At 60.3% G+C, this 24,485-nt stretch carries 21 protein-coding genes and 3 pseudogenes; 6 read left to right on the top strand and 18 right to left on the bottom strand.

Going from position 1 to position 24,485, the window contains the following annotated elements:
- Positions 1-17 precede the first annotated feature (17 nt).
- Positions 18-1,409, top strand: coding sequence for a sensor histidine kinase (locus tag PQR02_RS06170; protein ID WP_408227006.1), 1,392 nt, complete (start codon positions 18-20; stop codon positions 1,407-1,409).
- 49 nt (positions 1,410-1,458) lie between these two features.
- Positions 1,459-2,142: a winged helix-turn-helix domain-containing protein gene (locus tag PQR02_RS06175; RefSeq protein WP_408227458.1), complete on the top strand. Its 684-nt coding sequence runs from the start codon at positions 1,459-1,461 to the stop codon at positions 2,140-2,142.
- A gap of 106 nt (positions 2,143-2,248) precedes the next feature.
- On the opposite strand, the gene PQR02_RS06180 is transcribed toward PQR02_RS06175, so the two are convergent.
- The 3 genes from PQR02_RS06180 to PQR02_RS06190 form a co-directional block, all read right to left on the bottom strand.
- Entirely contained in the window at positions 2,249-2,416 is a 168-nt protein-coding gene (locus tag PQR02_RS06180) for a hypothetical protein (protein ID WP_408227009.1), read from the bottom strand.
- Positions 2,417-2,437: 21 nt separating this feature from the next.
- On the bottom strand, positions 2,438-2,719 hold the full coding sequence (locus PQR02_RS06185; protein WP_408227012.1) for a DUF4148 domain-containing protein: 282 nt from the start codon (positions 2,717-2,719) through the stop codon (positions 2,438-2,440).
- 356 nt (positions 2,720-3,075) lie between these two features.
- Entirely contained in the window at positions 3,076-3,393 is a 318-nt protein-coding gene (locus PQR02_RS06190) for a DUF4148 domain-containing protein (protein WP_408227015.1), read from the bottom strand.
- Positions 3,394-3,701: 308 nt separating this feature from the next.
- Between PQR02_RS06190 and PQR02_RS06195 the strand changes: the two genes are divergently transcribed.
- Positions 3,702-3,980, top strand: a complete 279-nt coding sequence (locus PQR02_RS06195; protein WP_408227018.1) for a DUF4148 domain-containing protein — start codon at positions 3,702-3,704, stop codon at positions 3,978-3,980.
- A 58-nt stretch (positions 3,981-4,038) separates the two neighbouring features.
- On the opposite strand, the gene PQR02_RS06200 is transcribed toward PQR02_RS06195, so the two are convergent.
- The 9 genes from PQR02_RS06200 to PQR02_RS06240 form a co-directional block, all read right to left on the bottom strand.
- Positions 4,039-4,965: a LysR family transcriptional regulator gene (locus tag PQR02_RS06200; RefSeq protein WP_408227021.1), complete on the bottom strand. Its 927-nt coding sequence runs from the start codon at positions 4,963-4,965 to the stop codon at positions 4,039-4,041.
- A 353-nt stretch (positions 4,966-5,318) separates the two neighbouring features.
- A complete protein-coding gene (locus PQR02_RS06205) occupies positions 5,319-5,591 on the bottom strand; it encodes a DUF4148 domain-containing protein (protein WP_408227024.1) in 273 nt (90 codons plus the stop codon).
- Positions 5,592-5,715: 124 nt separating this feature from the next.
- Positions 5,716-5,955 carry a hypothetical protein gene (locus PQR02_RS06210; RefSeq protein ID WP_408227027.1) on the bottom strand — a complete coding sequence of 80 codons (240 nt, stop codon included), beginning with the start codon at positions 5,953-5,955 and terminating at the stop codon, positions 5,716-5,718.
- 148 nt (positions 5,956-6,103) lie between these two features.
- Entirely contained in the window at positions 6,104-6,289 is a 186-nt protein-coding gene (locus PQR02_RS06215) for a winged helix-turn-helix domain-containing protein (protein WP_408227030.1), read from the bottom strand.
- 70 nt (positions 6,290-6,359) lie between these two features.
- Positions 6,360-6,734 (bottom strand): hypothetical protein, encoded by a 375-nt coding sequence (locus PQR02_RS06220; RefSeq protein WP_408227033.1) that lies wholly within the window; start codon positions 6,732-6,734, stop codon positions 6,360-6,362.
- 369 nt (positions 6,735-7,103) lie between these two features.
- Entirely contained in the window at positions 7,104-7,652 is a 549-nt protein-coding gene (locus PQR02_RS06225) for a cupin domain-containing protein (protein ID WP_408227036.1), read from the bottom strand.
- 20 nt (positions 7,653-7,672) lie between these two features.
- Positions 7,673-9,190, bottom strand: a complete 1,518-nt coding sequence (locus tag PQR02_RS06230) for an efflux transporter outer membrane subunit (RefSeq protein WP_408227039.1) — start codon at positions 9,188-9,190, stop codon at positions 7,673-7,675.
- Positions 9,187-10,464, bottom strand: a complete 1,278-nt coding sequence (locus PQR02_RS06235) for an efflux RND transporter periplasmic adaptor subunit (protein ID WP_408227042.1) — start codon at positions 10,462-10,464, stop codon at positions 9,187-9,189. The genes PQR02_RS06230 and PQR02_RS06235 overlap by 4 nt, the downstream gene beginning before the upstream one ends.
- Positions 10,461-13,622: an efflux RND transporter permease subunit gene (locus PQR02_RS06240; protein ID WP_408227045.1), complete on the bottom strand. Its 3,162-nt coding sequence runs from the start codon at positions 13,620-13,622 to the stop codon at positions 10,461-10,463. The genes PQR02_RS06235 and PQR02_RS06240 overlap by 4 nt, the downstream gene beginning before the upstream one ends.
- Positions 13,623-14,514: 892 nt before the next feature.
- On the opposite strand from PQR02_RS06240, the gene PQR02_RS06250 reads away from it, so the two are divergent.
- Complete coding sequence (locus tag PQR02_RS06250; protein WP_408227048.1) at positions 14,515-15,693, top strand: porin; 1,179 nt, start codon at positions 14,515-14,517, stop codon at positions 15,691-15,693.
- A gap of 232 nt (positions 15,694-15,925) precedes the next feature.
- On the opposite strand, the gene PQR02_RS06255 is transcribed toward PQR02_RS06250, so the two are convergent.
- The 3 genes and pseudogenes from PQR02_RS06255 to PQR02_RS06265 form a co-directional block, all read right to left on the bottom strand.
- A complete protein-coding gene (locus tag PQR02_RS06255) occupies positions 15,926-17,233 on the bottom strand; it encodes an Nramp family divalent metal transporter (protein WP_408227051.1) in 1,308 nt (435 codons plus the stop codon).
- A gap of 79 nt (positions 17,234-17,312) precedes the next feature.
- A complete protein-coding gene (locus PQR02_RS06260) occupies positions 17,313-18,569 on the bottom strand; it encodes an oxalate decarboxylase family bicupin (protein WP_408227054.1) in 1,257 nt (418 codons plus the stop codon).
- A gap of 848 nt (positions 18,570-19,417) precedes the next feature.
- Positions 19,418-19,746: pseudogene (locus PQR02_RS06265) on the bottom strand (LysR family transcriptional regulator); the annotation flags it as partial.
- Between the two features lie 128 nt (positions 19,747-19,874).
- On the opposite strand from PQR02_RS06265, the pseudogene PQR02_RS06270 reads away from it, so the two are divergent.
- Together PQR02_RS06270 and PQR02_RS06275 are read left to right on the top strand one after the other, a co-directional pair.
- A pseudogene (locus tag PQR02_RS06270) lies at positions 19,875-20,710 on the top strand (zinc-binding alcohol dehydrogenase family protein); the annotation flags it as partial.
- Between the two features lie 44 nt (positions 20,711-20,754).
- Entirely contained in the window at positions 20,755-21,705 is a 951-nt protein-coding gene (locus PQR02_RS06275; protein ID WP_408227056.1) for an aldo/keto reductase, read from the top strand.
- 196 nt (positions 21,706-21,901) lie between these two features.
- Here PQR02_RS06275 and PQR02_RS41015 read toward each other — a convergent pair.
- The 3 genes and pseudogenes from PQR02_RS41015 to PQR02_RS06290 all read right to left on the bottom strand — a co-directional run.
- Positions 21,902-22,042: pseudogene (locus tag PQR02_RS41015) on the bottom strand (transposase); the annotation flags it as partial.
- Positions 22,043-22,091: 49 nt separating this feature from the next.
- Positions 22,092-23,159 (bottom strand): DUF3300 domain-containing protein, encoded by a 1,068-nt coding sequence (locus PQR02_RS06285; protein WP_408227062.1) that lies wholly within the window; start codon positions 23,157-23,159, stop codon positions 22,092-22,094.
- A 596-nt stretch (positions 23,160-23,755) separates the two neighbouring features.
- Entirely contained in the window at positions 23,756-24,379 is a 624-nt protein-coding gene (locus tag PQR02_RS06290) for a glutathione S-transferase family protein (protein ID WP_408227065.1), read from the bottom strand.
- Positions 24,380-24,485 lie beyond the last annotated feature (106 nt).

The raw sequence follows: 24,485 nt of genomic DNA on the forward strand, positions 1-24,485 counted from the left end.
GATCATTCGCTAACCAGATGACTATTTTACCTCGCTCAAGCCTGGGGCGCCGCTGGCATACGGCGAGCTTTCGGCTGCTGTCGGCCTACGGGCTGATGTTCGCAATCACGGTCATGACGCTGCTCGCCGTGCTGTCTTTTGTAGTGACGGGAGAAATGGAGCGCCAGAACGATATCGTGATGAAGTGGCAACTCGCATATTTCGATTCGCTCCCGCATGACGAAGTCGCCGTAGCCGTTCAGCGCCGTATCGAGCGCGAGCGCATGCATGCGGACTACTATGGATTGTTTACGGCGCAGGGTAAGCATGTTGCGGGCGACGTGGTGCGCCTGCCACGTGAAGTGCCGACCGACCGCCGTCCCGTCACGCTGGGTCAAACGCTGGCCGTCGGCGAGGGGTTGAGTGCACCCGTGGTGCGCGCGATGGCGAATCGCACCACCAACGGCGACATTCTGGTCGTGGCGCGCGACCTCACCCATATCATAGGGATTCGCGACGACATCGTGAAGACGCTGGTCATTGCCGGCGTATTCTGCCTGATCGCCGGGATCACGGGTGGCCTTGCTTTGAGCTCGCGGCAAGCGCGCCGCGTGCGAGACGTCCGGCGGGTCACGCAGCAGATCGCGCAAGGCGATCTGCATCAACGGTTGCCCGTGGGCGGGCGGGATGAGCTCGACATGCTCGCGCATCTTGTCAATCACATGCTCGATGAGGTCGAACGGCTGATGACGGAAGTAAAAGACGCGTGCGACGGCATTGCGCACGACCTGCGCACGCCACTTGCTCACGTGCGCACGCTGCTTGCCCACATCGACGAGCGCGCGCGGCCGCGTGGGGACTCCGCGCTTCTCGAGCTACTGTCGCGCGCGCGCACGGAAACGGATCAATTGCTCGAGCGCTTTCGCGCCATGTTGCGCATTTCGGAGATCGGCGCGTTGCAACGTCGCGGGGGATTTGCACAGATGCAACTGGAGGATCTGGTGCGCGACATCTGTGAACTGTATGAGCCGCTTGCCGAGACGCGCTCGATTGCATTGACGGTGCAGACAGAACCCGTCAAGCGCATTCACGGCGACCGGGCGTTGCTCTTCGAAGCGTTGAGCAATCTTGTCGATAATGCGGTGAAATTCACGCCCGATAGTGGGGCAGTCACAATCGAACTGAGGCAAACTCCCCGCGGTCCCCAGGCGGTCGTGACAGACAACGGGCCCGGCATTCCGAGTGCCGAACGCGGGGCCGTCATGCAGCGGTTCTACCGGGCTGAGCAAACGCGGCATCTTGCGGGATCGGGACTGGGTCTGAGTGTCGTATGCGCCGTCATGAGGGTCCACGACTTCAGGCTGACCATTGAAGACGCCACACCGGGCACCCGTGTGACGGTCGAGTGCTGGCCGCATACACTCGTGTAGCCCGCCGTGTCCTTATTCGTAGTTGAACCCATCGATTCGAGCTGATCGCATGCGCATCCTATTGGTGTCACCGGCCATTCCCGAAGCCGGTTGGTTACACAAGGCATTTCAGGAAAGTGCACATAGTCTGCAACGTGCCGAAGACACGCGCGACGCGCTCTTCGTCGCGTCTCATGAGCCCTTTGACGCCGTCGTCGTGCTGGCTGCCGATGCAGCCGCTCAGGCCGCGATGCTCGCTGCCGTACCGCTGTTCGCGAGTCTGCCGAACAATGCCATCGTCGTGGCGATGGTGCGCTCAATCGCCACGCAGGATCGGATCAAGGTGCTGCGTGCCGGTGCCGACGCCTGTCTGTCGTACCCGTGGTCGTTTATCGAAATCCACGAGCGCATGCTGGCGTTGTATCGATCTTCATTGAAAGCGGCGAACGAAAGCGTCACGGCGCCCGCACTTTTGACGCTCGACGCGGCAACGCGGGAACTCGTCGACGCGAATGTCCGTCTTCCGCTGACGAAGCGTGAATTCCAACTTCTCGAATGTCTGCTGCGCCAGCCGAACATGCCAGTGCCGCGCGATCAGTTGGTCCGGTATGCATGGTCAGAAAAGGAAGATGTCGATCCTGCAAGCGTCAATTTGGTGGTTTCGCGTCTGCGCAGGAAGCTGGCGCAAAGATTCCCCCATGTTCAGATCGAAACGGTGAACCGCTTCGGTTATCGGATGTCTGGCTCGCGCTAGCCTGTCCGGCTGCCGTTGGGCCGCTTATGCTGCAGGGGCGGCTCGCGGTGTTTCATTGCCGGATAGCTGAATGCCCAACGCAAGGGGGCATTCAGTCTTCAACGGCTCACGACCCGAAGTAGATGTTGCAAAAGCTCGCAGGTCCGACGCAACCGCCGGCGTCCTGTGTGTTTTGCGCCGCGCAGCCCGACAGCAGCACGGTGACGACGAGTGCGAGGCGCGCTGCATGCCGGTATAGCGCGCGAGGCTGGCGAGACTTGATCATCGCGTTCATGAAGGCTCCGTGCAGCGGCGCTCAGCCGCCGGCGTAGACAGTTGAATTCAGGTAGGCGAGTTGTCCGTCCTTCTCGGCCCGAACGAGTTCCTGATAGACCTGGGCACGCGTCTTGGGTTGAACTGCTTCATCATACGGCGGCACCCACTGTCCCACCTGAGCAGGCACTGCAGCCTGCGCGACCTGTGGCGCAGGCGTGCTAGGGGCGCCCCCGGTACTGAGATTGCTGGGGGTGTTCTGTGCAAATGCCGGAGCGCAGAGGATCAGACTCAATGCGGCCGCAGTCAAAGTGAGTTTATGCATAGTCGTTTTCCATATTAAGCGGATGGGTGGCCGGTGCAGCTTTATTGCATCGGACAGAAATCAGGATAGACAGGTGGGACTAGCGTTTTGGTGATACCAGCATGAAGAGATATTCATGTGTCGGTCATGTCGAGCGCGATGTAGGCGCGTGTGGAGCGCGGACGTATGGATTTCAGTGTCCAGTTCCGTCGTCTGCGCGGTCAAGCATCGGGATGGTTCACCACGCCGTCGCGATCGCGGGACAAGGCCAGCGCAAGCGTTTGCTGCATAGAGGCCAATGCGGCGGTAATTCGTCGGCATCTGTCGCGGGCACGCATTGCAGTTTCCTGCCGGCCCGACCCGCGTCGAGAGATCCGCTATTGCGTGACATCGGCTTGTGTCGACATCCTGGGCTGGACGGCGCTTACGCAGTCGGCTTCGTACTTGAGATGCAGCCTGTGCTCGGCTCTTTCGATGGGAGCCGGATAATCGGCATCGTCACCGTTCGACGGCTGATAGCCGACGGATTCCAATTCGCTCAGCTCGTTTATCAATTGCGCGTGTGTCACGGATTCTTTGAGCGGCGTGAAAGGATAGTCTTGACACTGTTGAGGCGTCAGTTTACCGGCGGCGAATGCAGAAGTTGTGAGGACAAGCAGCGCGGTACAGAGGAGGGTCTTGAATGTGCCATTCATGATGGTCATCTCCAGAAAGAACGGGAAGGAACACGCGGCGATGGCGGTGCGGTTCGGCGCAGACCGTGTGGAACACGAGACGGTCGCTATGCAGGGTAAAGGGGTGGGACTCGCGGAACGGCCTTAGCGAGATGAAGGTTTTTTTAGGCGACGTCGTGCGTGCGGACGGAAACCGGTGGACAGCCCGATGACTTTTTTTTCATGTTCGGATGGCCGCGGCGTTAACCCACTGCCCGTATCGTTGGATCAGGCGAGACGTACTCGCCGCCACCGATTCGCAATGCGGTCCATCGTCTGGAGAGGGCTTGATGAAAAGACAACTATTGTTCTTGATCACCGTGTCGACGATCGTCATGTCGTCCGGTACTGCGCTCGCGCAGTCGCAACCGTCCATGCCTGAGCAACCATCATTGCCTGCCAATACAGGCATGACACTGCAGTCGGGTGCGAGCGAGGCAATACCGTGGATTTCGCCGGATGACAACCGGCAGGGAACGACCCGCGCACAGGTCGAGCAGGAGCTGATTCAGGCGCAGCAGGATGGCCAGTTCGCCAATCTGAACAAGACAGTCTACGCACATCACTGATGCGTGACGGGCAACAGGGTGTTCTCCCCGTTGCCCGAACTCCATTGCGCAACCTGGCTCAGGCCACTTCGCGTAGTGGGACGGAGGATTTCCTGGCGCGAAAGAAACCGACCGAGAACTCGATGAAGGTGCGCACTTTTGCAGTCAATTGAGTGCGGCCGGAGTAGACGATCGACACGGTACGCGGGCCGTCGTTGAGAGGATACTGTTCGAGAACGCGCACTAGCGCGCCTCGTTCGAGATCATGGCGAATGAGTGGCATCGGCAACAAGGCGATGCCCAGATGGTTGAGGGCGGCTGCACGCGCCACCGCATGACTGGGTGTGCGCAGTGCATTGCGCAGCGCCTGGACACGGTAGATTTCTGTGCCGTCCGTCAATTCCCATGTGCGGGCGGCGCCGTCGGAAGCGATGAGCAGGCTGTGTGAGCCAAGCTCGGCGGGTTGGGCGGGTGCGCCGCGCCGTACCAGATAGGTGCGCGACGCCACGAGCATGTCCTCGAACTGGACGAGTTCCCGGCTCACCATCGACGAGTTGGGTTGACGGCGCGTATCCGTGAACCCGACATCGAATCCGCCTTCGATCATATCGATGTGCGAGTCGAAAGGGGATACGTCGAAGTCGACGAGCGGCTGCGTCTGGTGATAGGCGGCGAGCAGCCCGCAAAGTTGCGATGCCGCGAACGTCGCGGAAGTGCCTATCCTCAACGTTCCGTGCGGGGAGCGCGTCGTTTTGATGAGACGCGACTCGACTTCGTCGAACGTGTCAATGATCCTCCGGCATCCCTCGAGATACTCGGCGCCCGCTTCCGTCAATGAGAGGCCACGCGTCGAACGATTGATCAGACGCAAGTTCAAATGCGCTTCGAGCATGTTGATATTGCGGGTCACTGCAGCGGCGGACATACCCAACTGACGCGCGGCGAGCGCGAAGCTGTTCAGATCAACCACGCGCATGAACACGCGCATTCCCTGAATCTGATCCATTTAAAAGGCTCCAGGTCGTCGATGCTTTGCATCATCGGGCCTACCGTCTAACCTTCACCCGCGATGTTTGTGAAGAAATGTTTAGACACGGAACGTAAACTGAACGGTGGGCGAGACGGGGCACGAGTAAGGTCGCGAGGTGGTCACCGCGTCGGTAAGGTCGCGTGCGGTCGGCACCTTTTGGGGCCGTTCACTTTCCTGTATTTCCCGGAATAAGCGTTGCGTCGGCAGCGCAGCCTGACACCGTCGCACCGGCCGCGACCAGCACAAGTTGCAGCCGAGCTGCGCGATACGTCGCGCTTTCGACCGAGCGTTCTCCTCGTGTGCGTCGTCTCGTCGTGACCCGGATGGGTTTAGCCATGCGAGTACAGCTCAGTGTTCAGGTACTGCTCCTGGCCGTCTTTCTCTGCCTGAATCAGCTCCTGATAGACCTCTGCACGCGTCTTGCCGGCCACCGGCTGGCCATACGGCGCCGACCATTGGCCGGCTTGCGCTGCGGGGGAGGGCGGGTTGGCGGGCGCGGACACGGTGCCGGCTGGGGCGTTCGAGGGCGCGGCGGTCTGTGCGAAGGCGGAACCGCAGAACGCGGCGCAGGCAACGGCGAGGGAGATCAGCGGAAGTTTCATTTGGCATTCCTTTAGAGGCAGAAGAGGTTGGCCAGCGCGCGCCAATGTCAGCGCTTTGCAACGGTCAGAGTCCAGTGTAAGCAGGGGCCCATAGCGGTTCGGCCGCACGACTGTGAATTTTTTTTCATCCGGCGCTGTGCGCGCGAGCGTTTTCGATGCTGCCCGGAATGATCGGGTGTTGTTGCGCCAGCGCGGTCGCCACTTCCTGTGGCGACAGGTGCTTCTGCTGCAGCCTGAGCGGATCGAGGTCGATCTGCTCTGCGCGGAGCTTGCCGCCGTGGGGCGCCGGAATCGCGACGCCCGGCATGCTCAGCAGTTGCAGGTGGATGAAGTTGCTCGAGTAGCAGGCTAGTGCGGCCAGCATTATGGCCGTGCAAGGGTACGCGAGGCGGACGATCTTCAGCGTCGGGCAAGGGGCCGTAGTCGAGGATCGACAGGCAAGCGCAGCCGATGCCGCAGCATGTGCCGCCGCGCCTATCCGAGCACATGGCCACAGCCGCGAGTTGTGCGAATCAGCGGCGGCTCGCCGGCCGCTTCGAGTTTCTGCGCAGGCGGCTGAGGTGCACGTCGATCAGATTCGTGCCCGGCTCGAAGCCGCCGCCCGATACGCCCTCGAAAATCGTCGTGCGCGTCAGTACATGGCCCGCGTGGCTCATGATGAAGTCGAGCAGGCAAAACCCGGTCGGTTGCAGCCTCACGTTGCGTTCCCCGAACTTGACGCGCCGGCGCATGCGGTTGAGTTGAGCGGCCCGACAGTAGACGCGTCGCTCAGTTCGGCATGCCGTTCGTTTCCAGCGATGCTTCCACGTGCATCGTCAACGCATCGATCAGTCTGATGAGACTTTCCCTCGGCACGGCAAAGCCGGTCCAGTTGAAGCCCGTATGTCGGAAGAACAAGACCGCGCCTTCAAACAGCGGATGCTTTTCGGTGTACCAGCACGGATCGACTTCGACCACGTAGCGATGCCGGTGCGAGACTTCCTTTGACACCTCGGGGCGCATCCGGGCGCGCAACAGCGCAAGGTGTTCGATCAACGCGTCGAGGTTGGGTACATCGAGCAGCGCGGCGCTGCGGCCGATCGTTACGCGCAGCGCTTGATCGCCGTATTCGTTGACAAGTTCCACTTGCATTGGATGAGACATATCGACTCCTGCGACTGGCTAACTGGCGGAAGTATGCGCGTTGGGCGCTCGCGATAACTGGAAGAGGGATTGGAAAATGATGAAACTTGTTTCACCGAACCCGCGCGACGCAGTCTAAGAAAAACGTTCATCCGTTTCACTTGGGTTCGATACAGGGCGAGGCCCATCCTTGCACCGTCGATTCAGCCGGTGACGAGCGGACGGCATGGTCACGTTGACGTGTTGATGAGGCAATAGCCAATAGAACGCACCACTGGCTCAGAAATCGGACGGATTTGTCGTACCAGCGGCGGATCGTCTCGCAACTGACGACGATGCCGCGCTCGAACCGCAGTGATAGAGCGATCTTGTGTTCTCCATCGTGCAATCTTACGTATCACTCCGCGAACGTGACAGGGCCTTTCCGTCTACCATGATCGCCCACCTGGCCTGCTGGTGCCATTGCATTTCAGGCACGCCGTTGGCCGCGAGACCTATGCTGACGCCCGAGATGTCTTCCGCAATCGCAAAGTCGTCCCGCGTCGCTTCACCCGCCCATCCGCCGTTCTGATAGCGCCTGTGCGCGTTGCCGAAGGAGGTCCAGCAGAGTGGCATGCCATTGACGTGGGTGGCAGGCGGATTCTGAAACGATGCGAACTGGCACGCGAGCGTCCGGCTTTGCGGGCCCGGGTCGCTCAGGCTGGCAGGGCACTTCGCGTTGATCCGGCCTTCGGGCGGCCGGTCCTGGTTGCCGGGCGAAGCTGCATTGACAGTGGCGGCCACGCCGAGGTCGGCCGCTGATGCAGCAGCGCCTACCAGAAGCTTACGTCTAGACAGATCAGTCATGTCGAGTCCTTTACGGGTGATTAAAGCGCGGTCGATAGATTGTTTCCAGTTGCTGCGTAGTGTGTATAGATAATCAAGAAACCTGATCTTCATGGCTTGAGCGCGCCGCATCCTCAATTCGGTTCGCGAACGTCACCTGGCGCGTGGTGAAACGCAACCGGATTGAAGGGGATCGTCTGCTTCGAGGTCGGCAGATCCGCCGTGCTCCAGCCGCCGCCCACCGCGCCAATCAGCCCTGCAGCTGCCTGTAGTTGGCGGGTCTGCACCTGAACCGTTGCCAGCTCCGCGCTCAGCGCGGCGACCTGCGCAACCGTCACACTGAGGTAGTTGTCCAGACCGTTGGTATAGAGGCGCAGCGCGAGGTCCTGCACCTTGAGCGCAGCCCTGAGCGCATCCTGCTGCTGGGTGTTCTCCGAGACAAGACTGTTCGTCAGCAAGAGCTGGTCCTCGACCTCGCGAAACGCCTGCAGCACAGTCGCGCGGTAATTGTCTGCGGCCTGCGTGAACGCCGACTTGCTCTGCTGTTCCTCCGCTCTGCGCAGGCCGCCCTCGAACAGCGGCAGCGCGGCCGATGCGCCGATCGACCAGAGGCTGTTGGGCAGGGAAGCGAGCCCACCGAACGCGTCATCCTGGAATCCCGCATTGGCGCTCAACTGAATGTTCGGATAGAACGCCGCGCGCGCCACGCCGATCGCCGCATTTTCGGCCGCCATCTGTCGCTCGGACTGTGCGATATCGGGGCGCCGTTGCAGCAGGGCGGAGGGGATGCCCACCGGAATCCTGGGAATCGCCAGGGATGCCAGTCCTTCGGCGGGCAGGCTGAAGGTCGACGGGTTTTCGCCTGCGAGCACGGCGATCGCATGTTCAAGCACACCGCGCTGGGCCTGGATATCGGTATCGGCCGCCTGTGCCGAGGACAGCTGGTTCTGAGCCCGCTCGACGTCGAGACCTGCCGCAATCTTCCCCGCAAAGCGCAGCTTCGTGATCTTGAGCGCTTCGCTGTAATAGGCGAGCGTTTTCCTATAGACCGCATGCTCCGAGTCGAGCCCCCGCAGCGCCATATAGTCATTGGCCAGTTCGATTTCGAGGCTCAACCGTGCTGATGCAACCATCGCGGCAGTGGCCTGGGCATTGGCCTTCGCATAGTTGGTCCGATTCCGAATCTCGCCCCAGAAATCTGGCTCCCACGACAGGGCCGCCCCGTAGCCGAGCGAACCTTCCTCACTCGGCCCGGCTCCGGCGGCGCGGAACAGTCGGTGCTCGGATTGTCGGTTCTTCGATCCATACGCTTGGGCACTCAACTGCGGAAACGATTGCGAGCGGGCCTCGCCCACGATATCCCGCGCCTGGGTGTAGGTTTCCTCCGCCGCCTGAAGATTGGGATTGGCGGCATTCAGGCTCGCTTCCAGGTGATTGAGTTGTTCGTCGCCGAACATGTTCCACCAATCACCCTGCGCGAGCTGCGCTTGCGGATTCGCGAGCGCGAAGGGCCCCGTTCCTTTGTAACTGGCGGGCAGCGCCATCTGCGGCGGCGTATAGGGCGGCGCAAGGCTGCATCCGGCAAGCAGATCCAGCAGCATGAGAATCGTGGCGAAGGCAAGACGGCAACGAGGATTGAAGTAACGCATCATTTCGGCTCGCTCGTGGCAGCTGCGACGTTGCCTTGCTGATTCCCGCTTGAATGCGCCGGCTCCGATGCTGCGGTTCGGACCTCCGCTTCCGGCGCGACGCCCGGGACGCCGCTTACGATTTGCACTTTCTCGCCTTCGAGGGTGCCCGCAGAAGGATTGGCGATGAAGCGGTCGGTGGGTTTCAGGCCGGAGAGCACTTGAACGTTCTGGCCAAGATTCAGCCCTAGCTTGACGTTTTGCAGGTGCACCCTGTCATCCGGACCGATGACCGCCAGCTGCATGCCCTGGTCGCGGAACAGCAGCGCCTGTTCGGGCACGACGAGCACGCTCTGGTCGGTGGGCACGACAAACCGAACCGTCGCATAGGTGCCTGGCCAGATCAGATGGTCCGGGTTTTGAGCCACCAATTCCGTGATGACGGTTCGCGTCTGCGGGTTGAACGCGTTCGCGGTCGTCAGGAGCGTCGCCTTGAACTGGCGGCCCGGATACTGAGGCAGGGTGAAGGTCGCCTCGAGGTCCGGCTTCAGCATGTCCGCATAATCCTGCGGCACGGAAACGAAGAGCCGCATCTTGTGTATATCCGCTACTGAGAACAGCTCATCCGCCGTCCCGCGGGAACTGACGTCACCGCCCGCGGCGTTCACATAGTTGCCTACGTCCGTGTCGCGCGAGGTGACGACACCGTCGAAAGGCGCCACGATATTCTTGAACCCCTCCAGCGCGTGGTAGCGCGCAAGGTCATGCTGGGCCGCCAGCACTTGAGCCTTTTTCGCCGCGGCATCCGCGATTTTAACGTCGACCTCCTCCTGCGCGACGGCTTCCGTGCCCGCCAGTGCCTTCCAGCGCTGCGCCGTCACATCGGCAAGCGTGCCGTTGGTTTTCGCCACGTCGAGATTCGCGACCGCCGTCTGGTACTGCTCGTCGACGGTAGGCGCGTCAATCGTGGCGAGTAACGTACCGGCCTTGACGAACGCGCCGTAATCCACGTACCACTTATGCACGTAGCCGGAAACCTGCGCATAGATAGGGGCGGTGTACCAGGCCTTGATATTGCCGGGCAGCGTGACCGTTTGCGTGGCAGGCCCTGACATAGGCGACATAACCTGAACCTGCGGTACGGACTCCTCATCGGCGACCGATTTAAGATCGCTGACATTGTCGTGGCGTTCGACGATGCCGTGGACAACGAGGCCGGCAAGAACAAGCGCGGCGATTGCGGCGGCCCATTTAGGTCGGATTCGGCTCGGGGCCGCAACTTCGCGATTTACGTTCATAGATGGGACTCCGTGGCTTTTTTGTCGTTGCGATGCATCATCGCGAATACACAGGGAACAAAGAGCAAAGTTGCGAACGTCGCGACGAGGAGTCCACCAATGACCGCGCGTCCGAGCGGTGCGTTTTGAGTATTGCTCATGGACATCGGGAGCATCCCGATGATCATCGCGAGGGCGGTCATCAAAACCGGGCGAATGCGGGCGTATCCGGCTTCGATGGCCGCGGCGATCGCATCACCGTGTTCCGCGAGGCGCTCACGGGCATACGACACGACAAGGATCGAGTTGGCCGTCGCCGTGCCCATGCACATGATTGCGCCCGTGAGCGCAGGCACTGAACCGTTCGTATGCGTGAGGAAGAGGCTCCAGACAATCCCGGCGAGCGCCCCTGGCAATGCCGTAATGATGATGAAAGGGTCGAGCCATGACTGGAAATTGACGACGATTACCAGGTAAACCAGCAGCACGGAAAGCGCCAGTCCCCCCAGAAGTTGCAAGTACGCGCTGTTCATCGTCGTAGCCTGGCCGCGCAGATGCACGGTCGCGCCTTGCGGCACCTGCGAATTCATCTCCTTCACGACCTGTTCTACTTGATCGTAGACAGCTCCGAGGTCGCGCCCCTGGTTGCTGACGTAGATATCGACCGAGGGCAGGATGCTGTAGTGAGACACCAGCAGAGGCGTGCCCGTTTGCGTTATGGTGCCGAGTGCGCCCAGCAACTGCGACGGATCTCCACCTGGATTGCCGTTGCCTTGATTGATCGGAATCGTCTCGAGGTCGTTCATCGACGCGAGCTGGTCTTGCGGCGTCTGCATGTTGACGAGGTGCGAAACGCCGTTCGTCGTGTCGAGCCAGTACGTCGGCGCCGTCTGCCCGCTGCCGGACAGCGTCGCAAGCGCGTTATTCGCGATGTTGGCTTCGGTCAGGTTCATACCGGAGGCAAGCGAGCGGTCCGCGGCAATCCTGAGCGTCGGTTCGTTGAACGCCTGTTGAATGTGGACGTCGGCGCTGCCCGGAATCTTACGGATGCGTGCAGCCAGCGCCTGCGCGAAGGCCATGTTCTGCGCTTGTCGGCGGCCCGAGATTTGCACATCGATTGGCGCGGGCAGGCCGAAGTTCAGGATCTTGGCCGTGATGTCGCTGGGCAGGAAGCTAAACACCGTGCCGGGAAACAGCTTTGGCAGTTCGCGGCGCAGCTTGAACCGGTAGTCGTCCACAGGCGATTGTCCGTTCTTCAGACTGATCGTAATGTCGCAGTCCTGCGGACCGATCGTGCCGTCAGAGGTATAGGCCAGGTTGAGGCTGCTGGAGGGCAGGCCGCAGTTATCGACCAGATTGGTGACCTGGCCCGGCAGAGTCTTGCGGATTTCGCCATTGACGAGCACCGCGATCTTCGATGCATCTTCAAGCCGCGTACCGATCGGTGCGCGCATGTGCAAATCGATTTCGCCCGACTTGATGCTTGGGAAAAAGTCACGGCCGAGGAAAGCGAGCAGACTCATCGACGCGACCGCGAAGACAACGAAGCCTGCGACGAAGCGCTTGCGATGAACCACGGCGTAGGTCAGCACGTCCCGGTATCGATCGCGAAACAGCAAGAAACCCTGCTCGAAGCCTCGCTGAAACCGAGTGAAAAAGCCAGGATTGCCTTCGTGCCCACGCCCGTGCGCTTTCACCTGGCCGCGTAGCAGCCATGCGGCCATCGTCGGCACCAGCGTGCGCGAGAGGATGAACGAAGCGAGCATCGCAAAGATGATGGCTTCGGCGAGCGGACGGAACAGATACCCTGAAATCCCGCCCAACTGGAACAACGGCAGCCAGACAATACAGATGCACAGCGTCGCGACGAGCGTCGGCACAACGATCTGGTTTGCCGCCGCAATGATTCCCTCTTCGAGATGGGCGCCCGTTTCGAGGTGGGAATCGATGTTTTCGATCATGACGGTCGCGTCGTCGACGAGAATCCCGACCGCGAGCGCCAATCCGCCAAGCGTCATGACATTGATCGTCTGCCCGGTGTAGTGCAGTACCAGAAGCGAAGACAGGATTGCCAGCGGGATCGATGTCGCAACGATCAACGTCGAACGCCAACTGCCGAGAAAGAGCAGCACGGTCAGCCCTGTCAAGATCGCTGCAGTGATCATCTCCTGAACCACCTCCTCCACCGAATCGCGCACGAATCCGGAGGCATCGTTGAGCGGCGTGATCTTCACGCCCGGTGGCAGCGTCCGGATAATTCCGGGCAGCGCCTGCTTGATGCCTGCCACCACGGCGAGCGTGGAAGCGTTGCCGCTCTTGAAAATCTGGATCAGCACCGACTGCTTGCCTTTCACCAGGACCGCGTTCGTCTGCGGTGGCGCCCCGCGATGCACATAAGCGACGTCGCGCAGATAGACTGTCGCGCCGTTTACCGTCTTGATCGGCATGTTGTTGAACGCCGGCACATGAAGAGGCGTCGAATTCGTTTCAACCATGAAGTCGAGCCCGCCGATCTTCTGGTCGCCGGCCGGAAGCACCACGTTCTGCGACCTGAGCGCCGCCGCTACATCTGCGGCCGAGAGGCCGTGCGCCAGCAGCTTCGTCTGGTCGAGATCGATCTCGACGTTCAATGAAGCGCCGCCATACGGACTGGGAATCGAGACACCCGGCACGGCCACCAGTTGCGGGCGGACCAGGTTGGACGCCATGTCGTACACCTGCGCGGCCGTCAGGTTTGGCGCAGAAACCTGAAGGTCCAGCACCGGGACGGAGGACGCGTTGTACACCAGCACTTGAGGCGGCGTGATGCCGGCCGGCATTTGCTTCAGCACGGTCTGCGAGATGGATGCAACCTGGGCCTGGGCTGCGGCGATGTCCGTGCCCGGTTGAAAGTAGATCTTCACGATGCCGGCACCGTACAGGGACTGGCTCTCGATGTGCTCGATGTTGGCCACCGTCGCGGTTAACGCGCGCTCGTAGTAGTAGACCACGCGGCCGGACATATCCTGCGGGGACAGTCCGTTGTAGTTCCACACGACCGCGATCACCGGGATGCGGATGGCGGGAAAGATGTCCGTCGGCATCTTCAATATGGCCATCGCGCCGAACAGGATAATGAGGATGCTCATCACCACGAAGGTGAGGGGGCGGCGCAAGGCAACCAGGACAATGGCGTTCATGTAAAGGTGTCTGTCTCGGATGAGCATTGCGTCGGCGCCCTGGTCCTGCGGGAACCGACGAGGTGTATAACAGAGCCGATGATCGGGGGCGCGGCATAAGCAAACATCGCCACTCAGATTAAGGTTTATTTAGTAGCGTTTCCGGGTGCCGTTGCATTCCGTCAGACGCGAATCCGGCGTCACGCGACGCAGCGGCCCCCTGAATGTCCGGGCGCAGTCTTCCACTTGAAATAACGGGTACGCATACCGGAGCGCCGGCGGCGGTGGTCAGTTGCAGGAGCGGCGCGCTGCGAAAGTAGCGGCAGTCGCATTAGCGAACAAGATGGCGACGATTGCGTGGGCAGTCGTGGCCCACGACAGTACTTTCGAAGTCGGCCGTGTGAGTGTGAGGCCTGCATATCGGAACAACCAGTGCACTGCCGTCGGCCGCACGCTACGCGTTCGAGCCGTGACTGCACCAACCTGCTGCTGTTCGTCGAGGCTGACGGCGGTCACTACGCGCGTTCACCGCGCCCTACGCGCATTCGATAAAGCCGAATGAACGGATAAACCGTGAGACGCTCGATCTACCAATAACTTACTAATCGTTTTCTGTTTTCAGGCGTATTTATCCTTTTGTAGTCGGAGATCGATCTGCAAACGTGGCGGACACGCGACAGGAAAGGGTGCGATGCGCCGCCGTACCTTCTGCGCCTCGTGTGCCCACGTGCGTCCGCCACTGTTCTTCAATCGATTGCTGGATATTTGTGACACATTGCTTAGCTTTCTGAAACCGTCTCTTTCACTACTTCGAATCGCGGCGCACCGGCGAAAACTTATACTCCGCACGCTGTTGCATTGGCGATCAGGAATCGCCTGTTCGGGAACGACTTACGTTATCGGGGAATTTGAAATGAAGTTGAAGGATCTGGCGATTGCGTTAACCATGCTTTTGACAGGGGTAGCACATGCGCAAAGCAGCGTGACGCTTTACGGCACAATCGACACGAGCATGGTCTATGCGAACAATGTGAAAACTAGCACCGGCCAGGGTGCCAGCCAATTTATGCTGGCCTCTGGAAGCCTAAGTACCTCGCGCTGGGGCTTGCGTGGCAATGAGGATCTCGGCGGCGGTCTGCACGCCGTGTTCGACCTGGAGAATGGCTTCACGTTGAACAATGGCGCGCTCAAAAATTCAACAGCCGCGCAAACGGACCTTTTTGGCCGCCAAGCGTGGGTTGGTCTCAGTTCCAACGAGTACGGGGCGCTTACGCTGGGCCGTCAATACGATTTCATCGTCGACTATGTCGCACCGAATAGCGGGACGGGACCGGGTTTCGGCGGCAATCTTGCCGCACACCCGTACGACAATGACAATTTGAACAACGACTTGCGTCTGAACAATTCGGTCAAGTTCAGCAGCGTCTCGTACGGCGGCTTCAAGGCCGGCGCGATGTATGCATTCTCCAACATGGCGGGCGCAGGCGGGGACAACAACGCATACAGTCTGGGCGCCAGCTATTCCAACGGTCCTATCAATATTGGGGCCGCGTATCTTCAACTCAACCGTGACGCGGCATTGCCGAACGCGGCAGGCGCATCGAGCATAAACGACGGCGACCAGTTGGCGGGGGGCGGCGACCAACGAATCTGGGGCGCCAGTGCTCAGTACAAGTTCGGCGAGAAGTCTTCCGTCGGCGTCGTGTACACGCATTCCGTTACCTACAAGATCAACTCGCTTTTCGGCGCCACCAACACCATCTCGGGCCAGTCGATGAAATTCGACAACTTCGAGGTCAACGGCCGCTATTTCGTGCGGCCCGATTTTAGCCTCGGTGCGTCCTACACGTACACCATGGGTGCGTTTTCGGGCGGATCAACCGGACCGGCGGCCGACCCGCATTGGAATAATTTTGTGGTTCAGGCCGATTACCAGTTTTCGGCTCGCACCGACGTGTACGCGCAAGCGGTCTATCAGCTCGTCGGCGGCGGCAATGGCAACGCTATATTTAACGCGGGTGTCTACGGCATGACGCAGTCTTCGACCAACAAGCAGTTTGTCACGGCGATCGGCTTGCGTCACCGGTTCTAAATGCTGATTTGGAGCTGTAACTGGTAGCCATTCCACACGACTTGAAGGACGCCGCCAGGCGTCCTTCAAATTCCGGTGATAAGCGCGAGTCGGCTTACTGTCCCGTGCAGCCGAGCGGTGCGGTGACGTTGACCCTGAACAGGCTTTCACCCGGTTATGGCGGCCCGCCTGTACCCGTGTCAGCCGAGCAGGGCGCGTCGACGCCATTGTTTAGCGCCCCGAACATCCGCCCTTAAGACACCATCTGCCAGACCAGCACAACATTGAGCAGGACGATCAGGACCGTCGCGGCGAGTGCGGCGAATACGGTCTTTTTGCCGGCGACAAAATCGCCCATCACACTACGGCGCGACGACACCACGACGAGCGCAACGAGCGGCAGTGGCAAGATGAGGCTCAACACCACCTGACTGCCGATCATCGCGTCCATCACATTGCCGTTCAGACCGACGACGAAGGCCGGCACTGCAGTAATCAGGCGCCGTACCCAGATCGGAATTCTGAAGCCGACGAAGCCCTGCATGATCACTTGACCGGCCATCGTCCCCACCGCTGAACTCGAAATGCCGGACGCCAGCAGCGAGACCAGAAACACGGTCGCGGCGCCCACACCCAGCAGGGGAATCAGCGTGTGATAGGCGACGCTCACGTCTGCCACGCCCGAGCCGGATTTGCCGAACACGGACGCCGACATGATCACCATCGCAAGATTCACGCAGGCCGCGAAGCCGAGCGCAATGACGACTTCCTTGTTTGAGAAGCGCAGTAGCCGCCGACGTTCGCCGTCGTTACGCGCAAGCGTGCGAGTCTGCGTTAATCCGGAGTGCAGATAAAGTGTGTGTGGCATGATCGTCGCGCCGATGATCCCCACCGCGAGCGTCACGGACGACGCACCATGCAGATGCGGGACGACGGTGCCCAAGAGTGCCGCATGCCAGTCCGGCGGCGCGATCACGAGTTCGTACAGATAGCTAAGACCGATCACCGCGACGAGCCCGGCAATCACCAGTTCAAGCGGACGAAAGCCGCGTTTGTCGAGCGACAGGATGGCGAAGGTCACAACGCCGGTAACGCCCATCCCGACCACGAGCGAGACGTGAAACAGCAACGAGATGCCTAATGCCCCGCCGAGGAATTCGGCGATATCCGTGGCACTGGCAGCCAGTTCCGATGCGATCCACATGGCGATTACGACGGACGGCGAAAACTCCTCACGGCACAGCTGCGCAAGATTACGGCCTGTGACGATGCCGAGTTTCGCGGACATCGCCTGGAACAGCATTGCCACGAGGTTTGCAATCAACACCACCCAAAGCAACTGATAGCCGTACGTCGAGCCGGCTTGCAGGTTGGCGGCAAAGTTGCCCGGGTCCATATAGCCGACCGACGCGATCACCGCCGGCCCGACGAACGGTAGCAATGCCCGCAGGCCTTTGCGGCGTCCGTCGAGGGACGCGCGCACCGCAAGCTCGGTCTGCAGCGTCGCGCTGCCACTCGGCCTGACGTCGGGTTGAATCAACTTGAAAAGTGATGACGTCATGTTTGCTGGAGACTATTCAAAATGAGGCAGGCGGTTGGCGAGCACAGCGCGGATGCGCCGCGTTTTGACATCCTGCCGATCAGATCGGCAGGATGTCAGGACGATTGTTCGGGAAGCGCGCGAGGTCTTCACGACTGATGTTCAGCGTGTCCATGATCATCTGCGGCGGCGTGTGCGTCATCCAGTCGGACAGCGAAACTTCCGCGAAGTGGTCAGTCTTGAAGACTTCAACCATGACCAGGTCGGTGTCGCCGGTATTCTCCACGTAATGTCCGAGGCTCTTCTTCACGTAGCCGATGTCGCCTGCACGGAAGTCGGCGGTCGCCGCCTTCGGGCCCGTGTCGAATACCGTCATCCGGCCTTGACCCTTGATGTAGTACTGCCACTCGTCCGCGTTCGGATGCCAGTGCAACTCGCGGATACCGCCCGGCTTGACCGTGACCAGCGCAGCGGCGATGTTGACCGATGCCTTGAAGTTACGGCTGTCGGCAATCTGCACCGTCCCGCCTTTGGTTTGTTTGAGCGGCGGCAAATCGCCGAGCGAGAAAATGAACGGATGCATCGGCGCGCCCAGAGGACTCGCCACTGCGCGTTGCGCGGCGCCCAGCGAGCCGGGGTCGTTGCCCTGGAAGATCCACAGATTGTCGAGAGGGATATTCTTGAATATGTCGGCCGGCACGTTGAAGTTACGGGCGAGCACTTCGGGCGGCGTGTGTGCAATCCAGTCCGTTACCAGGAGCGTGTTGAATTCGGATGCGTGGCCGTTGTCGAACGCGAGGACAAATTCAGCGCCACTCGGACCCAGGCCTTGCAACGAGTGCGGCAGGCCCGGGGGGAAATACCAGAGGTCGCCGGTTTTGACGTCGGCTACCTGCGGACGGCCTTGTTCGTCCAGGATCGTGATCCGGCATTTTCCGTCCACCATGATGGCCCACTCAGCCTGCTGGTGCCAGTGCATCTCGCGGATGCCGTTGGCCGAGAGACGCATGTTCACGCCCGAAATGTCCTCCGAAATCGCGAAGTCATCCTGCGTCACTTCACGCGCCCAGCCGCCGTTCTGATAACGCTTGTGTGCATTGTTGAACGAGGCCCAGAAGAGCGGCATGCCGTTGATGTCGGTTGCTGGCGGATTCTGGAATGACGGGAACTGGTTCGCGATCGCAGGGTTCTGCGGGCCCGGATCGCTCAGACTGGTCGGGCTCTTCCCGTTTATCTGGCCTTCGGGCGGCCGGTCGGGGTTGCCGAACGAGGCGGCTTTGGCCGTGGCCGCCACGCCAAGGGCCGCAGCGGAAGCAGCGGCGCCGACCAGAACTTTGCGTCTAGACAGATCAGTCATGGTAATTGCCTTATATGATTAAACGGGTTAATGCAGGTTGATTCGAGTTGCGTCATGCGGTGTGTCAGGTACGTGTTACCAGATCAAGTATTGAATGAGGCGGTAAATCGAAATGCCAGATCGGAAATAATCCGATGCCTGGTTGGTTTCCTGCGGTCTCACATGTCTGGCGGGCGTATCCTCCATGGACACGGATCATAGGGTTCAGGCCGACCTGAAACAGTTGTATTTTTCTGGTCAAGCAACAACTGATTGCTTATGCGGAACTATGCGGCAGGCGTTCTGAACTGTGAGTGAACTTTGTGAATCTGGATAATGAAGAAATTGTAATGATGTTGATCTGGTCCGGTCGTTATCTGGAACGTCATTCATGGTGCGGATTTAATCAACGTTCGGATCGGCACATTCGTTGCGGCATCGACAACGACGTGCCGCCCGCGGCGGGTTAGGTCGATCACCGACCTTCGAGCCGCACGCCTCAGGCTGCTTTCTAGTCCCGGTTCGGCATCGACCACTTCTTGCTGATGTTGTTCAGCGCCAGGTAGAACAGCTTGTGCCGTCGGAGCACTCCAACGGGAACTCAAAGCAACGCGGCGGCCTGACGAAGACGGGCAGCACGCAAGTGCGCAGGATACTGATCTAGGCTGCCTGGAATTATCGGTTGCCGGCGAGCATCGGTGAATCACTACAGCCTCGGCTTGAAGGACAACCTCGACACCTAATCGACATCGCCTGGAGAGCGCAGGTTCGTCTCTGCCACAGATTTCGCCGGCTTCGCGCACGCGGTCTTCATCAGAACAAGACGTGTACCGCTGTCGCGCGTGAACTATATGAATTTATCCGGGACACCAGGGCAGCAGAACATTGCGGCCGAGATCCGAGGCCGCGGCGATCTGCAACGGCCCCTGCAGCGCATCCGCCGCGCCGTGCAGGCACTGGCGCCCCTCCTGCAATGTCGCGGGCCCTGCTTCGCGTACGGTAAATAGTCCTCTCCTTGGGCAGTAAGCCGCAGGCTGCGCGTTGAGCGCGCGAACAAACGAACGTCGAGCTCGCGCTCGAGTCGCTGAATTGCCGCGCTGACTTGGGCCGGCAGCAGGCCCGCTTCGCGGGCAGCCTTCGGGAAGCTGCCGCGTGCGGCGGTGCGCATGAACCGCGCCAGGTCGTCGAACCGGACCATATTCATTCCTGTAGTGAAAGTTTTACCCGATTCTCCCCGTTTTCCGAAATGCGTGTGCAGTGCATCATTGACACAACGTCCAAGCCGCCAAAGCGGCTCGCTGTCGAACACCATGCGAGTAACGCCGAATGAAAGCCATTGTTTATGACCGGCACGGGTTGCCGATCGAAGATCCGCGTGCAATGTACGAAACGGAATTGCCGAATCCCGAGCCGGGTCCGCGCGATCTGCTCGTGAAAATTCGCGCCATCGCAGTGAACCCCGTCGACACCAAGGTTCGTGCGGGAATGCTCGGTGACACGCCGCGCCTGCTTGGATGGGATGCCGCCGGGACGGTAGAAGCCGTCGGCGCGGCCGTCACGCTGTTCAAGGTCGGCGGTAAGGTGTTTTACGCCGGCGCCTATGCCGAGTATTGCGTCGTCGACGAGCGCATCGCGGGTCATCAACCCACCACGCTCGACGACGCGCGCGCGGCCGCATTGCCGCTGACTTCACTGACAGCCTGGGAACTGCTCTTCGATCGCCTCTGCGTTGCCGAGGACGGGGGCGACGGCGATGCGCTTCTGATCATCGGCGCGGCCGGTGGCGTTGGCTCGATCCTCACCCAGCTCGCGCGGCAACTGACAAAGCTGCGCGTGATCGGCACGGCATCACGACCGCAGACGCAAGAATGGGTTCGCAATCTGGGAGCGCACGATGCATCGATCATGCACGCCCGCTGCAAGAAGAGCTGCGCCGGATCGGCGTTGAGCAGGTGCGCTTTGTCGCGAGCCTCACGCATACCGAGGCGCGCTATCCCCAGATCGTCGACGTGCTCGCGCCGCAAGGCAAGCTTGGCGTCATCGACGATCCAAAAACGCTCGACGCGATGCCGCTCAAGTTGAAAGCAATCTCGCTGCACTGGGAACTCATGTTCACGCGGTCTCTATTCGAGACGCTTGATATGATCCGCCAGCACGACATCCCATTCCGTTCGTTTCGAACTCAACACCGTAAGCGAAGAAAGCCATGCACCTACACACCATCGGAACCTCGAATCTTCAAGTCGCACCCCTCGTCTTCGGCGGCAACGTCTTCGGCTGGACGGCTGATGAGCGGACGTCATTCTCCATCCTTGACGCGTTCGTCGACCACGGCTTGAACTTCGTCGATACGGCCGACGCCTACTCGCAGTGGGCCGAGGGCCATCAGGGCGGCGAGTCCGAAACGATCATCGGCAAGTGGTTCAAGGAAAGCGGCAAGCGCGACAAGATCGTGCTTGCGACCAAGGTCAGCAGGTTGAAGACGCGGCTGGGGCTGTCGGCGGCGAATATCGAGGCAGCCGTCGACGATTCGCTGCGCCGCCTTCAGACCGATTACATCGACATCTATTTTTCTCACTTCGACGACGAAACGACGCCGATGGAAGAGACGATCGGCGCGTATCAGAAGCTGATCAAGGCGGGCAAGGTGCGCGTGATCGGCGCGTCGAACTTCACCGGCGCGCGGCTTGAGGCAGCGTTGAAAATATCGAAGGAATCGGGCTTGCCGGCTTATCAGGTGCTTCAGCCTGAGTACAACCTGTACGATCGGGAAGGTTACGAGACGGATCTCGAACCGGTCGCACAGACGCATAACCTGGCGGTAGTCACGTACTTCAGCCTGGCGAGCGGCTTCCTGAGCGGAAAATACCGTTCGAAGGCGGATATCGACAAGCGCGCACGTAGTCCATTCTTGAACAAGTACCTGAACTCCCGTGGACTACGAATCGTCGATACGCTCGTTGACGTGGCCAAACGTAACGACACCACGCCCTCGACCGTGGCACTCGCCTGGATCATCGCACGGCCGAGCGTGACGGCGCCGATTGCGAGCACTACCTCGGTGGAACAACTGGAAAGTATGATGGCGGCGACGCGTCTGCAACTTTCTCCGGAAGACCTGAAGTTGCTTGACGAAGTCAGCGCCCCGGCGAAATAACCGAGTTCCGCGGGCTGGATCAACGCATCCAGCACGGTGACCCGATGAAGCGATTCACAGAAGCCGAGGATCGCAAGCGGGTGACACTGCTTCCAGATTGGCTCAATGACTTCGTTGCCGAGCACAAGCCGTTCAGAATCATGGAGGCGTTCGTTGAACAGCTTGACCTTGCATCACTGAGCTGCGAAGGAGCAATACCGGCGCTGGCGATACGGTCGATGGTCCCGGTTTCCAGCAGGATGACGGTGGCAAGCGTTTGGCCAATGCCGGGCACCGTGGTCAGCAGAGCATAGTCCGGATGTGGCGCGACTTCTTCCTGAAGACGCCTTTCCACGACCGGCAGGAACGGGCGCGGTGACTGCTATTGCGCGGCGCCCGCACTGCTCCTAACCGCGTCCGCTTCCGCCATGGGCGCCTGCGCTCATGTGTCCTATCCCCGCGTGTCCCAGCGCGCCGAAGCCCGGACGCCCGCTACCGAACTCTGCGCGACCGAAGCCCTCGGCGCCGATTCCCCTGAACCGGCCAGATCCGACGCCCGGGACCGTATGCGATCCGACGAATTCTCGCGACGACATCGCAGGCAGATGCGTGTGCGCCGCGCCGTACATGCCGCGCATGCCGTAAGCGCCATGGGCAGGATTGAAACCTTCGTTGCTGTGAGCGAAGTGATCGGCGTCAATGATACTGCGGTTGTGCCACGCATACTGGCCGCCATGGAACCATACCGCCTGATGATGCCAGTCGGGCCTCCAGTGTCGCCAGCCCCATCCGTAACCGCCGAAGTATCCCAAATCGAATCCAACGCCGAACACGATCCCCGGTCCATCAAGGTATAGGTCCGGATCGGGATACCAGCCAGGCCAGAGCGCCACCGGCGCACCATACACGAGCGACGGATCGTATTCGGGCACGTACACAACTGCGGGATCGGCTGGCATGATGCTGATCAATCCACCATCGTTCGCTACCGTTTCCTGCTGGTTGATTTCCAGGTTACCTGCGGTGTTGGCCCGCTGCCGCATCGTCTGGATGGCCGCCATCAATTGCTGTAATTGGCTCAGATACGCGTCGCCAAGCGATGATGTCCAGACCACATTCTGGTCCATGTCTGCGAGCACGGCGGGAAATCCTGTCAGCGCCTTGACGCTGGGATCCCAGAACTGCTGATCGACTTGAGCGGCCAGTGCCTCCCCCGTCAATTGGGAATTCGATTGCATCCAGCGGTCGGCTGCGACGACTTCCGCCGTATGTGTGGCTGCCGCGAGAATTTCCGCGACCAGTGGATCCGGATACAGCGCGATGGGAGCAACAAGCTGCTGCAGTTCTTCAGGCGTGCGCTGAATCGCCTCGGACGGGGGGACCAGTGCCTGATTATCCTGATCGGCGAGCGCATGGCCCGCCATCCCGAACGCGATGCATGAGGGCACAACGATCGAGAAGACGCGTTTCGTCAACTTCATGGAATCTGTTCCGGTTTTGCAATCTGAGACTCCTAGAGTAGACAAAGGAAGTGTCTTGAAACTGACCCATGGGTGACGTTTTCGTTATCTTCTTTCGGTATTCGTTGTCGATACGCTGAACCCGCAGGGGCAAGTACTGTTGAGCCCTTTCTGGATACCCTATGCGATCGTGGGGAAGCGGTGCGGGCCGTAGTTCGTGCTGGTCATGATTCTCTCGCAAAAGGCACTGAGGTTTTATGCCTCTTTTAAATTTCGAATCGGTGGATGACCGGGTCAGTGCGGGCGCAGGGCCGGCGAAACGAACACTTGACGCGCGTGGGGGTAAATAAGCTGGTGAACGCCTGCGCAAATCCAGTCGGTCAGCATCGACATGTCGCCCGCCTTCATGAAGGGCCTGGACGCGCAACAGACCGCTATCGCGTTCGCCAGCAGTGATCGTCGGGTCCACTAACGAGTCAGCCGCCGATATAGCTTGTTCGCCCGGCAACCGACGAGCCGTTCAAGTGAACTGCCGCTTGACCATCAATAGCGGCAGTGAATGGGCTCAAGCCCCAGCGACAGGTGACGTCCTGATGGTTTCCAACGCGGGCTTACGCAGTCGCGACGCTTGGCCGCGCTCCGACGCGGGCGCGCCACTCTTTGAGATTTGTAAGTTCGTCGGGCACCTCGATCTTGAGGAAATCTGCGAGGCTCAGTCCGGCGAAGGCGGTGATGTCGACCATGGAGAAACCATCGCCGGCAAGATACGGTTGGCCGCTCAAGACCTGATTCAGATAGTGCATGCCGGCAATCCCGCGCTTGAGGCTTCGCTCACCCCATTCGCGGTTCTGGTAGAGCTCGATCTTCTCACCCAGTCCCGGTGTGGCGTGATGAAAGTAAGTCCCGAGAGCATCCATCAATTCGACTTCGGCCCGACGCTGCATCATGTGAATGATCGCGCGTTCCTTACGGGTACGGCCAGTGAGCGTCGGCTCGCCATCCAGGTGGTCGAGGTACTCGGTGATCGCCGTGCATTCAGAGATCGTCGTGCCATCATCGAGCTCGAGCACCGGTACCGCGCCTGACGGATTTTTGGCAAGGAACTCCGGGGTTCTATGTGCGCCGCCAGGCAGATCGACCTGAACGAACTCGACGCGGTTGGTGAGACCTTTCTCGGCAATCGCGATACGAACGCGGGCGGGATTAGGGAAACCTTTGAAATCGTAGACCTTCACTGCTAATGCTCCGGAAGATAAAATTGGCAAACAAGGGCGATGCAGGGAAGGGCGCACATTTAGCGCCCGGCCCGAGTCTACCTGCTTGTTGTCATGGACGCCTGAT

Origin of the sequence: Paraburkholderia sediminicola (assembly GCF_046026895.1) — a bacterium.
GTDB lineage: Bacteria > Pseudomonadota > Gammaproteobacteria > Burkholderiales > Burkholderiaceae > Paraburkholderia > Paraburkholderia sediminicola_C.